The 15,440-nt window shown below is 71.3% G+C and carries 14 protein-coding genes and 1 other RNA gene; 8 read left to right on the forward strand and 7 right to left on the reverse strand.

All coding sequences use genetic code 11. The annotated features are described in order from the left end of the window. Positions 1–172 precede the first annotated feature (172 nt). Positions 173–530: RNase P RNA component class A (rnpB, locus tag AC07RV_RS22805), an RNA gene on the reverse strand. 33 nt (positions 531–563) lie between these two features. Then, entirely contained in the window at positions 564–1,361 is a 798-nt protein-coding gene (locus AC07RV_RS22810) for an AraC family transcriptional regulator (RefSeq protein ID WP_296780987.1), read from the reverse strand. A gap of 118 nt (positions 1,362–1,479) precedes the next feature. On the opposite strand from AC07RV_RS22810, the gene AC07RV_RS22815 reads away from it, so the two are divergent. Further along, positions 1,480–2,376 carry a DMT family transporter gene (locus AC07RV_RS22815; protein ID WP_296780989.1) on the forward strand — a complete coding sequence of 299 codons (897 nt, stop codon included), beginning with the start codon at positions 1,480–1,482 and terminating at the stop codon, positions 2,374–2,376. 6 nt (positions 2,377–2,382) lie between these two features. Here AC07RV_RS22815 and AC07RV_RS22820 read toward each other — a convergent pair whose 3' ends face one another. Beyond that, positions 2,383–3,324 (reverse strand): AraC family transcriptional regulator, encoded by a 942-nt coding sequence (locus tag AC07RV_RS22820; RefSeq protein ID WP_296780992.1) that lies wholly within the window; start codon positions 3,322–3,324, stop codon positions 2,383–2,385. A gap of 99 nt (positions 3,325–3,423) precedes the next feature. On the opposite strand from AC07RV_RS22820, the gene tehA reads away from it, so the two are divergent. From tehA to AC07RV_RS22850, 6 genes are all read left to right on the forward strand, one after another. Further along, on the forward strand, positions 3,424–4,434 hold the full coding sequence (gene tehA / locus AC07RV_RS22825; protein WP_296780994.1) for a dicarboxylate transporter/tellurite-resistance protein TehA: 1,011 nt from the start codon (positions 3,424–3,426) through the stop codon (positions 4,432–4,434). Positions 4,435–4,513: 79 nt separating this feature from the next. After that, complete coding sequence (gene cysK / locus AC07RV_RS22830; protein WP_296780996.1) at positions 4,514–5,434, forward strand: cysteine synthase A; 921 nt, start codon at positions 4,514–4,516, stop codon at positions 5,432–5,434. A gap of 95 nt (positions 5,435–5,529) precedes the next feature. Next, entirely contained in the window at positions 5,530–7,188 is a 1,659-nt protein-coding gene (locus AC07RV_RS22835) for an NAD(P)/FAD-dependent oxidoreductase (protein WP_296781001.1), read from the forward strand. 7 nt (positions 7,189–7,195) lie between these two features. Further along, a complete protein-coding gene (locus AC07RV_RS22840) occupies positions 7,196–7,765 on the forward strand; it encodes a VUT family protein (protein WP_398501216.1) in 570 nt (189 codons plus the stop codon). A gap of 23 nt (positions 7,766–7,788) precedes the next feature. Then, positions 7,789–8,415 (forward strand): flavin reductase family protein, encoded by a 627-nt coding sequence (locus AC07RV_RS22845; RefSeq protein ID WP_296781004.1) that lies wholly within the window; start codon positions 7,789–7,791, stop codon positions 8,413–8,415. Between the two features lie 73 nt (positions 8,416–8,488). Then, positions 8,489–9,493 carry a ProQ/FinO family protein gene (locus tag AC07RV_RS22850; RefSeq protein WP_296781007.1) on the forward strand — a complete coding sequence of 335 codons (1,005 nt, stop codon included), beginning with the start codon at positions 8,489–8,491 and terminating at the stop codon, positions 9,491–9,493. A gap of 92 nt (positions 9,494–9,585) precedes the next feature. Here the strand turns inward: AC07RV_RS22850 and htpX are convergent, their stop codons facing one another. The 4 genes from htpX to pyrC form a co-directional block, all read right to left on the reverse strand. Continuing rightward, the gene (gene htpX / locus AC07RV_RS22855; protein ID WP_093355574.1) at positions 9,586–10,458 is read right to left on the reverse strand and encodes a protease HtpX; all 873 of its coding nucleotides are present in this window, start codon (positions 10,456–10,458) and stop codon (positions 9,586–9,588) included. Positions 10,459–10,640: 182 nt separating this feature from the next. Continuing rightward, entirely contained in the window at positions 10,641–11,393 is a 753-nt protein-coding gene (locus AC07RV_RS22860; protein ID WP_296781010.1) for a DUF3025 domain-containing protein, read from the reverse strand. An 11-nt stretch (positions 11,394–11,404) separates the two neighbouring features. After that, the gene (locus tag AC07RV_RS22865; RefSeq protein ID WP_296781014.1) at positions 11,405–12,247 is read right to left on the reverse strand and encodes an NYN domain-containing protein; all 843 of its coding nucleotides are present in this window, start codon (positions 12,245–12,247) and stop codon (positions 11,405–11,407) included. Between the two features lie 136 nt (positions 12,248–12,383). Then, positions 12,384–13,415 (reverse strand): dihydroorotase, encoded by a 1,032-nt coding sequence (pyrC, locus tag AC07RV_RS22870; RefSeq protein ID WP_296781017.1) that lies wholly within the window; start codon positions 13,413–13,415, stop codon positions 12,384–12,386. Between the two features lie 189 nt (positions 13,416–13,604). Here pyrC and AC07RV_RS22875 point away from each other — a divergent pair, with 189 nt between their 5' ends. After that, positions 13,605–15,431, forward strand: coding sequence for an ATP-binding response regulator (locus AC07RV_RS22875; protein ID WP_296781020.1), 1,827 nt, complete (start codon positions 13,605–13,607; stop codon positions 15,429–15,431). Positions 15,432–15,440: the final 9 nt, after the last annotated feature.

The following is a 15,440-nucleotide window of genomic DNA, read 5'->3' on the forward strand; positions in this document are numbered from 1 at the left end:
CTTTTTCCGGCCGGCAGGCGGCGTGACCGGTTCGGCCATGGCAAGGCTCCCAATTAGTTAGCTTGCTATCGATTATACGGGTTTACCCCAGATCGTGCCGGCCATGCCGACGGGCGGGTCATGCGCCGAGCGGCATGACCCGACGAAGAACGTTGGGGAAGAAGAAAGAAAAGTGTGAAGCGCGCCGATAAGCCGGATTCTGTGCACCGGACATCTCTTGCGAAATGCCCGGCGTGACCGCCATTACTCTGGGCCGTCTGTCGCCAGACGGCTCGATGCCACCTACCCGCCAGCTCAGCGGAACCACCTCGATACTGGCCTACTTGGTGTTGCTGCGCGCAGAGATTGCCCGTTTCACCCGAACTGAATCGGCTCGTCTCTGTTGCTCTGATCCTCACCTCACGGTGGAGAGCCGTTAGCTCCTGCGCTGTCCTGTGCAGTCCGGACGTTCCTCCAGTGCGGTCTTTCGACGCGGTGCCCGAAGGCATCGCCCCTTGCGGGCTTGCACCAGCGGCGGTCTGGCACGCTTCACGGGGCGGATTATCGCCGCTTCGCGCATGCCCTCATCCCGCGATGCCGCAGAACTCGCGCCGGTACTGCTCGGGTGTCGTGCCCGCCTCGCGTTGGAACATCGCGATGAAGGCCGAGGCCGTGCTGTAGCCGAGGTCGAAGGCGATCTCCTGCACCGTGCGGCCGGCCTCCAGCGCGTCGATGGCGCGCAGGAAGCGCAGCCGCTGGCGCCAGTCGCCGAAGGACATGCCGAGTTCGCGCTGGCACTGGCGCGCGAGCGTGCGCTCGGTCATGTGCACGGTGGCGGCCCACTCGGCCAGCGAGCGATGGTCGCCTGGCTCTGCCTGCAGCGCCTCGAGCACGCCGACCAGCGCGGGCGAGGCCGCGGCCGGCAGGTAGCAGCGCAGCACCTCGGCGCGTGCAAGCTGGTCGACCACGACCTGCGCGAGCCGCAGGTCGGCCGGCGTGACGGGCTCGTTCACATCGCGCGCGGCGAAGTCGGCCAGCACGCTGCGGATGATCGGGCTGATGCGCACGGTGCAGGGCTGCGTGGGCAGCTCGGCGCACAGCGCGGGCACGATGTAGACGGTGCGGTAGACGACGGCATGGCGCAGCGTGCAGCTGTGCACCACCCGTGGCGGGATCCACACCGCGTACTGCGGCGGCGAGAGGAAGCGCAGGCCCTCGGCCTCCATCTGCATGGTGCCGTGCGCGGTGTAGTTGAGATGGCCCCAGCTGTGGCTGTGCGGCGCGGCCAGGGTGTCGGCGCCGAATTCGTCCCAGTTGAAATAGAACGGGCCGGCCTTGTGCTCCACGTCCTGGATCGACAGGTAGCGCGCGCGATCGGCCATGGCGGGGCGGTTCCTCGAAAGAGCGTCCGGAATTCCGGACCGGTTGTCCTGATCGAGCTATATGCCGCAGGACGGACGCACCGATGATAGCCCCGCCTCCTCCTGAAAGTCCTGTCCCATGTGGCCCTATGCCTTCCCCCTGCTCGCCGTCGTCATCTGGTCGGGCAACACCGTCGTCAGCAAGATGGCGGCCGGCACCATCGCGCCGGCCGAGATCAGCTTCTACCGCTGGCTGCTCGCGGCGCTGCTGTTCACGCCGCTGGCGCTGCGCCCGGTGCTGCGCAACTGGCGCGCGATCCGCCCGCAGCTGGGCCGCATCGCGGTGCTCGGCCTGCTGGGCATGGTGGTCTACCAGAGCCTCGCCTACTACGCGGCCTACATGACCACGGCCACGCACATGGGGATCATCGGCTCGCTCACGCCGATGATGGTGCTGGCGCTGTCGATCCTGCTGCTGGGCCAGCGGCTCACGGCCGGCGCGGTGGCGGGCTCGCTGGTGTCGATCGCGGGCGTGGCGGTGGTGGTGTCGTCGGGCGACCTCGGCACGCTGCTCAAGAGCGGCGCCAACATGGGCGACGGCCTGATGCTGCTGGCGATGCTGGCCTATGCGGTCTACGTGATCCTGCTCAAGCGCTGGGGCATGAAGGAAGTGCCCGCGCTGCAGCTGCTCTACCTGCAGATCGTGTGCGCGGTGATCGTGCTGCTGCCGCTGTACCTGCTGACGCCGCGCATGGGCCTGTCGGCCGCCAACCTGCCGCTGATCGGCTTCGCGGGCCTCGGCGCCTCGATGCTCGCGCCGCTGGCGTGGATGCACACGGTGGCCCACATCGGACCGAGCCGCGCGAGCATGTTCTTCAACCTGATCCCGCTGTTCACCGCGCTGATCGCGGCGGCGGTGATCGGCGAATCGCTCGCGGCCTATCACGCGGTCGGCGGCGTGCTGACGGTGGCCGGCGTGCTGCTGGCCGAGCTGTGGAAGGCGCCGCTGCGGCGCCCGGTGCTGGCCGGGTCCTGAGGCGGTTCAGCCGGTCGTAGTCGCGGCAGCGCGCCGGAAGCGCCCCGGCGTAAGGCCCGCGTGGCGCGCGAAGGCGCGGTTGAACGCGGCCTCGGAGCGGTAGCCGACGGCCTCGCCGACCGAGGCCGTGTCCTGCCCGCCATGCGCGAGCAGGCGCGACGCGAGCTCCATGCGCAGGCTGGTCAGCAGCTCGAGCGGGCCGGTGCCCGTGCGGCGCGCGAACTCGCGCGCGAAGGTGGCGCGCGAGAGGTGGCAGCGCTCGGCCAGCGAGGCCACGGTCCAGTCGTGCTGCGGCGCGTCGAGCATGACCTTGAGCGCGCCCGCCAGCCGCGGGCTGGCCATCAGGCCCAGCACGCCCGAGAGCTCGGGCCGGGTGTCGAGGCAGGCGCGCACCGCCAGCGTGAACAGCGTGCCCGAGAGCTGCGCCACGATGGCCTGCGCGCCGGCGTTCTGCTGCTCGATCTCGTGCGCCATCAGCCGCACCAGGCCCTGCAGCCAGCCGTACTCGGGCCGCTGGCCGAAGGGGATCACGAGCGGATCGGGCAGCGCCTCGAGCAGCGTGCTGCGGCGCCGGCCCGGGAACTCGAACTCGCCGCAGAGGATGTCGGTGTCGGCCTTCGCGGGGCGCGGCAGGTTGGTCTTGAGGTCGACCAGCTCGCCCTTGCGCAGGCGGATCGGGCGCATGTCCTCGTCCGGCGCGAGCCCCGCGGTGCGCAGCACGTGCGCCTGGCCGTGCGGCAGGATCACGAGGCTGCCCTCCTCCAGCGGCAGCAGCGTCTTGCTGGCCGGCAGCCACAGCTCGCAGCGCCCGCGCAGCAGGATGTGGAAAGGCGCGCGCCACGGCCCGATGGCCTCGTGCGGCGCGGCCCAGTCCTGGCCGAACAAGCAGCGCAGGTCCATGCGGCCGCGCGGGGCCAGCCAGTCGACGAGTTCGCTCAGGGCATCCATGGTGTGAGACGTTGGAGCAATTTTTTCAGCCGGATCGGCATTCAAAATCCTAGCACGCAGGCCTACAGTTGATTCACCGACTTCCACGAGGTGAACAGAATGACTTCCGATCTCGCCCCCACCGCCGCGCCGGCCGCCGCATCGGCCCGCGGCCCGATTCCCGTCTCCTTCTTCAGCATCGCCGTCGGCCTGCTCGCGCTGGCCGCGGCCTGGCGCGTGGCGACGCCGCTGTGGCAACTGCCACCCGAGGCCGCGCAGGCCCTGACCTGGGCCGGCATCGCCGTCTGGCTGGTGCTGCTGGCGCTCTATGCCGCCAAGTGGCTGCGCCATCCCGACGAGGCGCGCGCCGAGCTCGAGCACCCGGTGCAGTCGTCGTTCGCGGCGCTGGGCCCGGTGGCCAGCATGCTGGCGGCGGTCGCGCTGCTGCCCTACGCACGCCCGGTGGCGCTGGCCGTGTTCGCGCTCGCGGTCACGGCGCAGCTCGCGCTCGGCCTGCGGCTCTATGGCCGCACATGGCAGGGCGGCCGCGCGCCGGCCTCGGTCACGCCCGCGATCTACCTGCCGGCCGTGGCCCAGAACTTCGTTGCCGGCACCGCGGCCGCGGCCTTCGGCTGGCCGCAGCTGGGCCTGCTGTTCTTCGGCGCGGGGCTGTTCTCGTGGCTCGCGCTCGAATCGCTGATCCTGCACCGCGCCGCCACGCAGGAGCCGCTGCCCGAGGCGCAGCGCCCGCTGCTGGGCATCCAACTCGCGCCGGCCGTGGTCGGCGGCGGCACCTGGCTCGCGGTCAACGGCGGCGTGCCAGACCTGTTCGCGCAGATCCTGCTGGGCTACGGCCTCTACCAGGCCCTGCTGCTGCTGCGCCTGCTGCCGTGGATCTCGCGCCAGTCGTTCACGCCCGGCTACTGGGCCTTCAGCTTCGGCGTGGGCGCGCTGCCGACGCTGGCGATGCGGCTGGTGGCGGCCGGCGCCACGGGGCCGGTGCGCTGGCTCGCGCCGCTCTTGTTCGTGGCCGCCAACGCGATCGTCGGGCTGCTCGTGGCGCGCACCCTGGCGCTGCTGGTGCGCGGCCGGCTGCTGCCGGGCGTGCCGGCTGCAACACCTTCGCGCTGAAAGGTCCGCGGGCTGGTCTCACAATGCGCGCTGTCGTCGCGACAACCATCGAACCGAACGCATCCAAGGAGATCCATCCATGAAGGCCCAGAACATCCTCCAGACCATCGGCAACACGCCGCACGTGCGCATCCAGCGCCTGTTCGGCAACGCGAAGCAGCAGGTCTGGATCAAGGCCGAGCGCGCCAACCCCGGCGGCTCGATCAAGGACCGCATCGCGCTCGCGATGGTGGAGGACGCCGAGAAGAGCGGCGCGCTCAAGCCCGGCGGCACCATCGTCGAGCCCACCTCGGGCAACACCGGCATCGGCCTGGCGATGGTCGCGGCCGTCAAGGGCTACAAGCTGATCCTGGTGATGCCCGACAGCATGTCGGTGGAACGCCGCCGGCTGATGCTGGCCTACGGCGCCACCTTCGACCTGACGCCGCGCGCGGGCGGCATGAAGGCCTCGATCGCGCGCGCCGAGGAGATCGTGGCGGGCACGCCCGGCGCCTGGATGCCGCAGCAGTTCAACAACCCGGCCAACGTCGAGGTGCACGTGCGCACCACGGCCGAGGAGATCGCGGCCGACTTCCCCGAGGGCATCGACGTGCTGATCACCGGCGTGGGTACCGGCGGCCACATCACCGGCGTGGCGCGCGTGCTCAAGAAGAAGTGGCCGAAGCTGCAGGTGTTCGCGGTCGAGCCCGTGGCCTCGCCCGTGATCTCGGGCGGCCAGCCCGCGCCGCACCCGATCCAGGGCATCGGCGCCGGCTTCATCCCGAAGAACCTCGACACCGCGCTGCTCGACGGCGTGCTGCAGGCCGATGCCGAGCCCGCGCGCGAGATGGCGCGCCGCTGCGCCACCGAGGAAGGCATGCTGGTGGGCATCTCCTCGGGCGCCACGCTGGCGGCCATCGCGCAGAAGCTGCCCTCGCTGCCCGAGAACGCGGTGGTGCTGGGCTTCAACTACGACACCGGCGAGCGCTACCTGTCGGTCGAAGGCTTCCTGCCCGCCTGATCCCTTCGCGGTCCCCCGTTGCGGCCAGCTATCCCTTTGATAGCGGCCCAACGCGTAAAATCGTCGGCCTGCTTGATAAACACAAGCCCCACGACATGCTGAGAATCTCCGAACTCAAACTTCCGCTCGACCACGCGCCCGAGGCGCTGGCCGCGCTGATCGCCCGCACCCTCGAGGTCCCGCCCGAGGCGATCGCCTCCCACACCGTCTACAAGCGCAGCTTCGATGCGCGCAAGGCCGAGCTGCTGACGGTCTACATCTGCGACGTGGCGCTCGCCGACGCGAAGCGCGAGGCCGTGCTGCTCGCGCAGCACGCCGGCCATCCGCACATCCAGCCCGCGCCCGACATGCGCCACACGCTGCCGGCGGACGTGCCCGCGGGCGCGAGCCGCCCGGTGGTGATCGGCTTCGGCCCCTGCGGCATCTTCGCGGCGCTGATGCTGGCGCAGATGGGCCTGCGGCCGATCGTGCTGGAACGCGGCAAGACCGTGCGCCAGCGCACCAAGGACACCTGGGGCCTGTGGCGCAAGAGCGTGCTCAACCCCGAGTCGAACGTGCAGTTCGGCGAGGGCGGCGCCGGCACCTTCTCCGACGGCAAGCTCTACAGCCAGATCAAGGACCCGCGCTTCCTCGGCCGCAAGGTGATGGAGGAGTTCGTGAAGGCCGGCGCGCCGCCCGAGATCCTCTACGTCGCGCATCCGCACATCGGCACCTTCAAGCTGGTGAAGGTGGTGGAGAACATCCGCGAGCAGATCGTGGCGCTCGGCGGCGAGATCCGCTTCGAGCAGCGCGTGACCGACGTGCGCATCGAGGATGGCCACGACGGCAAACACCTGCGCGGCCTCACCGTGCTCGACCAGGCCACCGGCCAGAGCCACGCGCTGCGCGCCGACCACGTCGTGATGGCGCTCGGCCACAGCTCGCGCGACACCTTCGCGATGCTGCACGAGCGCGGCGTGCACATCGAGGCCAAGCCCTTCTCGATCGGCTTTCGCGTCGAGCATCCGCAGGGCCTGATCGACCGCGCGCGCTGGGGCCGCCATGCGGGCCACCCGATGCTGGGCGCGGCCGACTACAAGCTGGTGCACCACGCGAGCAACGGCCGCTCGGTATACAGCTTCTGCATGTGCCCGGGCGGCACCGTGGTCGCGGCCACCAGCGAGCCGGGCCGCGTGGTCACCAACGGCATGAGCCAGTACTCGCGCGCCGAGCGCAACGCCAACGCGGGCATCGTGGTGGGCATCGACCCGCGCGACTATCCCGAGGGCCCGCTGGCCGGCATCGCGCTGCAGCGCGCGCTCGAGTCCAACGCCTTCGTGCTCGGCGGCGGCGACTACCGCGCGCCGGGCCAGCTGGTGGGCGACTTCATCGCCGGCAAGCCCTCCACCCAGCTCGGCGAGGTGATGCCCTCGTACAAGCCGGGCGTGACGCCGACCGACCTGCACCGCGCGCTGCCCGACTTCGCGATCGAGGCGATGCGCGAGGCCTTCCCGGCCTTCGGCCGCAAGATCAAGGGCTTCGACCTGCACGACGCGGTGCTCACCGGCGTCGAGACGCGCACCTCCTCGCCGATCCGGATCACGCGCGGCGAGGACTTCCAGAGCCTCAACGTGCGCGGCCTGTACCCGGCCGGCGAGGGCGCGAGCTACGCGGGCGGCATCCTGTCGGCCGGCGTGGACGGCATCAAGGTCGCGGAAGCCGTGGCGCGCGGCCTGCGGGCCGAGGCCGAACGGCAGCGCACCGCCGCCGTCTGAGAACGCCATGACGACGACGCACGACCGCGCTCCCCTCGCCTTCGCACGACCGGGCACCGGCGCCTTCGCGCTGGCCATCGGCGCGATGGCGCTGGTGGTGCTCGCCTCCAACATCCTGGTGCAGTTCGCGATCAACGACTGGCTGACCTGGGGTGCCTTCACCTACCCGGTCGCCTACCTCGTGAGCGACCTCGTCAACCGGCGCTTCGGCCCCGGCATGGCGCGCCGCGTGGCCTGGATCGGCTTCGCGGTGGCGGTGGTGGTGTCGCTGCTGCTCGCGCCGGCGCGCATCGCGCTGGCCTCGGGCAGCGCCTTCATCGCCTCGCAGCTGCTCGACATCCGCGTCTTCGACCGCCTGCGCCGCGGCCTCTGGTGGCGCGCGCCGCTGGTGGCCACCGTGGTCGCGGCGGTGCTCGACAGCATCGTGTTCTGGGGCATCGCCTTCGCGGGCACCGACGGCCCCTGGCTCACCTGGGCGCTCGGCGACCTCGGCGTGAAGCTGGCGGTCGGCGTGTTCATGCTGCTGCCGTTCCGCCTGCTGATCGGCCGCCAGGCGATGCGCCCGGCCCTGCGCTGACCGAACAACCCGGGATCCATTCCATGCAGGACGACGACCGCTTCCATTTCTACGAACCCGCGCGGGGCCACGGCCTGCCGCACGATCCGTTCAACGCGATCGTCGGCCCGCGGCCCATCGGCTGGATCTCCTCGCACGATGCGCAGGGCGTGCTCAACCTCGCGCCCTACAGCTTCTTCAACGGCTTCAACTACACGCCGCCGATCGTCGGCTTCGCGAGCATCACGGCCAAGGACAGCCTGCGCAACATCCGCGAGACCGGCGAGTTCGGCTGGAACCTCGCCACCCGCCCGCTGGCCGAGCCGATGAACCAGAGCTGCGCCGCGGTGCCGCCCGAGGTCGACGAGTTCGCGCTCGCCGGGCTCACGCCCGCGCCCTCGCGCCGCATCGCGGTGCCGCGCGTGGCCGAGAGCCCGGTGTCCTTCGAATGCCGGCTGACGCAGATCGTGCAGCTGCAGGCCGCCGACGGCCGCGCCATCGAGACCTGGCTGGTGCTCGGCGAAGTGGTGGGCGTGCACATCGCGCGCGCGCTGCTGCGCGAAGGCATCTACGACACCGCCGCGGCGCAGCCGATCCTGCGCGGCGGCGGCCCGGCGGACTATTTCGAGATCCGGCACGACAATCTGTTCAAGATGTTCCGGCCCCGCTGACGCGCACCGCGCGCCGCCCCACCGACTTCCAACCCCTAATTCCGACTTCGCGCCCCGCGCCGAATCCCGAGCAATGACCGACGCCCCCACCACCGCCCCGAAGACGAATTCGCGCAACAAGCCGCGCGGCCCCCGCCCGGACCTGGCTTCCCAGCTGCAGCAACTGCGCGGCGGTACCGACGCCGCGCAGGAGCCCGGCGCCGAAGCCGCGCCCGCGGCCGGTGCCCGCCCCGAGGGCCAGGCGCAGCGCGACAACAACCCGCGCCGCAAGCCGCAGCGGCCGCAGCGCGGCCAGGGCCCACGCGGCCCGCAGGGCGCCGCGCCGCAACGCCAGCCGCAGGCCCAGGCGCAGCAGCAGCAACCCGCGCGCCCGCAACGCAAGGCCAGCCCGGTGCTCGAGCGCCTGTTCGAGCTCTATCCGCAGCTGTTCGGCGCGCGCTTCGTGCCGCTGAAGCTCGGCGTCTACGAGGACCTGCTCGCGCGCCATCCCGAGGACTTCAAGACCGAGGACCTCAAGGTCGCGATGGGCCAGCATGCGCGCTCGACGCGCTACCTCGAGAGCGTGGCCGCCGGCCATCCGCGCCACGACCTCGACGGCAACGCGCTCGACCCGGTCGCGCCCGAGCACGTGCACCACGCCATCCTCGAGCTGCACCGCCGCCGCTCGCAGCGCACCGAGGAGGACCTGCGCCCGCAACTGGTCACGCGCATCGCGCGCGCGATCGAGAGCTCGGGCCTGGACCGCGAGGCCTATGCCGTGCTCGTGCGTTCGCGCGACGAGAAGGCCAATGCCGTGGTCGACGAGGCGCTGGCCGAACTGGCGGCGCAGGCCGCCAAGCGCGAAGCCCTGCTGCGCGCCTTCGAGGCCAGCGGCCGCGGCGAGCAGGAATTCGCCGACATGTACGGCATGAAGCCCGGCGAGGTGACGCGCACGCTGCAGCGCGCGCGCAAGGAGCGCGAGGCGCCCGTGGCGGCGCCGGCACCGGTGGTCGCGGCGGAAGCCGAACCTGTGGCGGCACCGGAAGCCACGCCCGACGCGGCGGCGCCCGCTTCCGAAGCCGCGCCGTCGGCGGACTGAGCGCCCGGCTTCGGGTGCATGGGCGCGGAAGTCCCGCGCCCAAAAAAAAGCCGCCACCCGAAGGTGGCGGCTCGCTGTCCCGATGCGCGTGCTCAGCGCGCGTTCTGCAGCGCGGCGATGCGCTCCTCGATCGGCGGATGGGTGGCGAACAGCTTGCCCATGGCGCCGGTGATGCCCATGGCCTCGACCGCCTTCGGCAGTTCGCCGGCCGGCAGGCCGCCCAGGCGCGCGAGCGCGTTGACCATCGGCTGGCGGTTGCCCATCAGCGCGGCGGCGCCGGCGTCGGCGCGGAACTCGCGCTGGCGCGAGAACCAGGCCACCACGATCGCGGCGGCGAAGCCCAGCACGATGTCGAGCACGATGGTGCTCACGTAGTAGCCGATGCCGGGGCCCGAGGAACGGTCGTCGCCGCGGCGCAGGAAGCTGTCGACCGCGTAGCCGATCACGCGCGAGAGGAACACGACGAAGGTGTTCATCACGCCCTGGATCAGCGTCATCGTGACCATGTCGCCGTTGGCGATGTGCGCCACCTCGTGGCCGATCACGGCCTCGACCTCCTCGCGCGTCATGTTCTGCAGCAGGCCGGTGGACACCGCCACCAGCGAGGAGTTCTTGAACGCGCCGGTAGCGAAGGCATTGGGCTCGCCCTCGAAGATGCCGACCTCGGGCATGCCGATGCCGGCCTTGTCGGCGAACTTGCGCACCGTGCCGACGATCCAGGCCTCGTCGGGCGACTGGGGGTTGTCGATCATGCGCAGGCCGGCGGTCCACTTGGCCATCGGCTTGCTGATCAGCAGCGAGATGATCGCGCCGCCGAAGCCCATGATCAGCGCGAAGCCGAGCAGGGCCGTGAGGTTCAGCCCGTTGGCCGTGAGGAAGCGATTGACGCCGAGCAGGCTGGCGACCACGCCGAGCACCGCGACGACCATCACATTGGTCAGGACGAACAGAAGGATACGTTTCAAGTTGAATTCTCCGTGGGGGAACGCTGCCGACCAGATGAGGGCCTTGCGGCCCGCTTCAAGCCGTTCCTGCCGCGTTCGCCTCCCTGCCTGGGTTGTTGTTGGTTCTGGAAGAAGGCGTCGCGCGCGGCCGTGCGGCGGCAGGCGGGTAGACAGATGATAGGAGCAAAAGTTCTAGCAGCCCGCTATCCGGGCCCCGCCGCGGGGGATTCGGCGACGCTCCGCGCGGGGCGGAAGACCTGGGCGTCGGCATAGAAATCGGGCGCCTCGTTGCCGGCCCACCAGCCCGGCACGCCGAGCACCGGCAGCGGCACGAAGGGCTTGGTGGCGAGCCAGGCGGGGTCGAGGCGACGCGCGAGCGCCTCATCGTCCAGCCCGTCGACGCCTTGGGTCAGCAGCACGTGCGCCGTGGCGGCCTTGCGCGGCGACACCAGCTTCTCGAGCAGCGCATGGCCGAACACGCGCAGCCGCGCCTGCGCCCACAGCCCGCGCCGCGCGACGAACAGCGCCGGCCAGTCGCGCGCGGCCAGCGCGCGCCACAGTTCGGGCGGCGCCTCGAGCAGCGCGCCGTTCTCGTCGAACAGCGTGAGCGCGTCGCGCAGCGGCCCGCGCGTGGCGCCAACGCCGGCGCGTTCGATCTCGGTGGCCTGCAGTTCGTTGAGACGGCACTTGGCCTGCGGAAAGGCGCGCCACACGAGGCCGTTGAAGAAGTCGTGCAGGTTGTCGCGCGTGGGCACGGTGCCGGTCTCGAAGACGTGGGCCTCGTAGGCCCGGCCCGCGGGCAGCGCGTGCTGCGGCACGAAGGCCGGCGGCCCCGCGCCCTGCAGCGCCTGCGCCACCGGCAGGCCTTGCGCGATGGCGCCGGCCGCCGCCTCACCCTGCGCGCGGTAGGGCGCGAGCCAGGGCCGGGTCCAGTCGATCGCGGCCGTGCCCGCCATCGCCGGCAGGATCAGGCGGCGTCCGCGCCCGTCCAGCGGATGCGGTCGGGATGCTGCGTGAACTTGAACTCGGCCGTGAGCTTGTCGAACAGCTTGAGCGAGCTGCCGTTCTTGCCGAGCAGGCCCGCCGCGCGCAGCGCCTTCGCCACCTCGTTGAGCGGCACGTCGGTGCCGGCGCGCAGCGCGGGCGCGGCACGCAGCACGAATTCGGCGGCCTCGGAGGTCTCGGGCGCGCGCGCCGGTGCGGGCGCGGGCGGCACCGGCACGGCGGCCGCGACCGCGGGCGCCGCGGCCTTCGCCACCTTCTTGGCCGCGGTCTTCCTCGCGGTCTTGGCCGCGGCCTTCTTCGCCGGTGCCTTCTTGGCGGGCGCGGTCTTCGCGGTGGCCTTCTTCGCCGCCGTCTTCTTCGCGGGCACGGTGCGCGCGGCCGGCGCCACGCCGTGGTGCGCGAGGTCCATGAAGCTGTCGTAGATGCCGACCGTCTCCTCGCCCGTCTTGCCCTGCTGGCCGATGCCGCAGACGCGGCAGCCCTTCTCGCGCAGCCGGATTACCAGCGGCGCGAAGTCGGAATCGGAGGACACCAGCACCACCACGTCGGGCCGCTCGGCGATCGCGAGGTCGATCGCGTCGACCGACAGCGCGATGTCGGTGCTGTTCTTGCCGGCCGAGAGGTTGACCATCGGCCGCACCGACAGCCGCTTGAACAGCGCCTGCCGGTTCACGGCCATCTCGGCATTGCAGTAGGCCCGGCGCACGTGGATGGCGCCGTACTCGTCCATCGTGCGCTGCACGGCCTGCTCGATCACATCGGCCGAGACGTTGTCGGCGTCGATCAGCAGCATCACGCGAGGCATTGGTTCTCCCCCAGGCTACGCGCACTTCGTGTCGCTTCGCCAACCCCCTCACCGGGGGCAACACCAACGGCCCGGCAAAGCCGGTTCCGTGGTGTTTCTGGACTGGATCGCGCCAACTGATCGGGTGATGGAGCCATCATGAAATTTTCCAGTTCAGGGTTTCGCCGCCGCGCAGCGGCTTGAGCGTGGCGTCGCCGTAGGGCACGGTCTCGGGCACGGTCCAGCTCTCGCGCTTCAGCGTGACGGTGTCGGCATGGCGCGGCAGGCCGTAGAAGTCGGGGCCGTGGAAGCTCGCGAAGCCCTCGAGCTTGTCGAGCGCGTTGGCGTTGTCGAAGGCCTCGGCATAGAGCTCGATGGCGGTCAGCGCGGTGTAGCAGCCGGCGCAGCCCAGCGCGTGTTCCTTCAGGTGCGCGGGATGCGGCGCGCTGTCGGTGCCGAGGAAGAAGCGGTCGCTGCCGCTGGTGGCGGCCTCGACCAGCGCCACGCGATGCGTCTCGCGCTTGAGCACCGGCAGGCAGTAATAGTGCGGGCGGATGCCGCCGGTGAAGATGGCGTTGCGGTTGTACAGCAGGTGGTGCGCGGTGATGGTGGCGGCCGTGAAGCGGTCGGCGTCGCGCACGTAGTGGGCGCCCTCCTTCGTGGTCAGGTGCTCGAACACCACCTTGAGCTCGGGGAAGTCGCGGCGCAGCGGGATCATCACGCGGTCGACGAACACGGCCTCGCGGTCGAACAGGTCGATCGCGGGATCGGTGACCTCGCCGTGCACCAGCAGCAGGAGGCCGTGCTTCTGCATCGCCTCGAGCGTCTTGTAGGTCTTGCGGATGTCGGTCACGCCGGCATCGCTGTTGGTGGTGGCGCCGGCCGGGTAGAGCTTGAGCGCGCGCACGCCGGCCTCGGCCGCCAGCGCGATCTCCTCGGGCGGCAGCTTGTCGGTCAGGTAGAGCGACATCACGGGCTCGAAGGCACTGCCCTCGGGCACGGCGGCGCGGATGCGGTCGCGGTAGGCCACGGCCTGGGCGGCGGTGGTCACGGGGGGACGCAGGTTCGGCATGATCAGCGCGCGGCCGAACTGGCGCGCGCTGTGGGGCACGACGGCTTCGAGGGCGGCGCCATCGCGCACGTGCAGGTGCCAGTCGTCGGGGCGGGTGATCGTGAGGGTGTCAGTCATGGCGCGGCGATTGTCGCACCCGCCCTCGCGGCGGCCGCCGGGCATGACTTTGGGCACTTACGGCGACGCGGGACTGCCGCCTAGGATGCGGCGATGAGCACGCCGGCCCGCGCCATCCGCGGCCTGCGATGAGCCGCCCGGTCCGCGAAACCGGGACAGGGGAACCACCTCGCGGGGAGAGACAGTGCGATGAACGACACGACGCCGGGACCGCTGGCGCAGGACGGCACGCTCGCGCTGCGCGTGCTGCGCGAGCACCTGGCCTCGGTCTATGCCGGCCACACCACGGCAATCGCGGCGCACGGCGTCTTCGCGCTCGCGATCGGCGTGTTCGGCTACTTCAACGTGCTGCCCGGGCACCGCGCGCTGGTGCTGGGCATCGTCACGACCATCGTGCTGATGGACCTGTACGTGCTGCTGTCGAAGCGCTGGACGCCCGCGGTGCCGCTGGCCGACAGCCCGCGCTGGGCGCGCCGCTACACCGTCCACGTCACGCTGGTCAGCGCGATGACCGCGCCGTGCAGCCTGTTCCTGGTGGCGCTGCAGAGTCCCGCGATGACCACCTTCGTGACGGTCGTGATCATGGGCAGCTGGACCCGCGCGGTGCAGGCGCGCTGGCCGCTCAAGGGCGCGATGTTCGGCTACGGCATCCCGATGATGAGCGGGCTGATCGTCGCGCTGGCCTGGTACGGCAGCATGCTGAACTGGTTCCTCGCCGGCTTCGCGCTGCTCAACCTGGTGCTCACGCTGCGCGAGGGCGTGAAGCAGAACGAGCGCCTGACGGCCTCGCTGATGCTGCAGTTCGAGAACGAGGCGCTGGCCGCCCAGCTGCGCGAGCAGGTCGCGGCCACCGAGCGCGCGAGCGCCGAGAAAACCCGCTTCCTGGCCGCCGCCAGCCACGACCTGCGCCAGCCCATGCATGCGATCGCGCTGTTCGGCGCGGCGCTGGGCAGCACGCTGCGCCGGCGGCCCGAGATCCAGAACGTGGAGCGGCTGATGCGCGCGGTCGATGCGCTGGGCGCCTCGCTCGACACCATGCTCGACATCTCGCGCCTCGATGCGGGCGTGGTCCAGGCGGCGCCGCGCGCGCTGTCGCTCGATGCCCTGCTGATCCCGCTGCACCACACCTTCTCGGCGCAGGCCGAACGCAAGCGGCTGCAGCTGCGCGTGCGCGCCAGCGGCCTGTGGATCCACAGCGATCCGCAACTGCTCTACCGCATGCTGTCGAACCTGGTCGACAACGCGCTCAAGTACACGACGCAGGGCGGCGTCACGGTGATCGCGCGCCCGCGCGGCGACCAGGCATGGATCGAGGTGCGCGACACCGGCATCGGCATCGCGCCCGAGCAGCGCGACCGCATCTTCGAGGAGTTCTACCAGGTCGACAACCTCGGGCGCGACCGCTCGCGCGGCCTGGGCATCGGCCTGTCGATCGTGCAGCGGCTCTCGCGCCTGCTCGGCCATCGCATCGAGCTGCGCTCCCACATCGGGCGCGGCACGCGCTTTCGGGTCGTGCTGCCGCTGGCCGAAGCGTCCGAGGCCTCTGCGGGCGCCTTCAGTCCGCTGGACCTCGAGCTGCCGGTGCGCCAGCGCTTCGAGGTGCCGGCGCTGCGCGGCCGCGTGCTGCTGATCGACGACGAGGAGGAGATCCGCAAGGCCATGACCGAGCTCATGAGCGCCTACGGCATCGAGGTCGCGGCGGTGGCGGACGAGGCCGAGGCGGTGGCGCTGCTGACCGGGCCCGGCGCGCAGGAGCCGCCGGTCGCGCTGCTGCTGTGCGACTACCGGCTGTCGAGCGGCGTCGACGGACTCGAGCTCGGCCTGCGCCTGCGCGAGCGCTTCCAGCTCGACGCGCCGATGCTGCTGATCACCGGCGAGACCGCGCCCGAGCGGCTGCAGCGCGTGCGCGCCTCGGGCGTGCCGGTGCTGTTCAAGCCGGTGACCGCGGCCATGCTGATGCAGGCCATGGCCGAGCTGGTGCCGGCCGAACGCCGCACGGAAGCGCCGGACGCCTGAGCCCGGCGG

The organism is Variovorax sp. GW821-FHT09B01 (genome assembly GCF_059418345.1).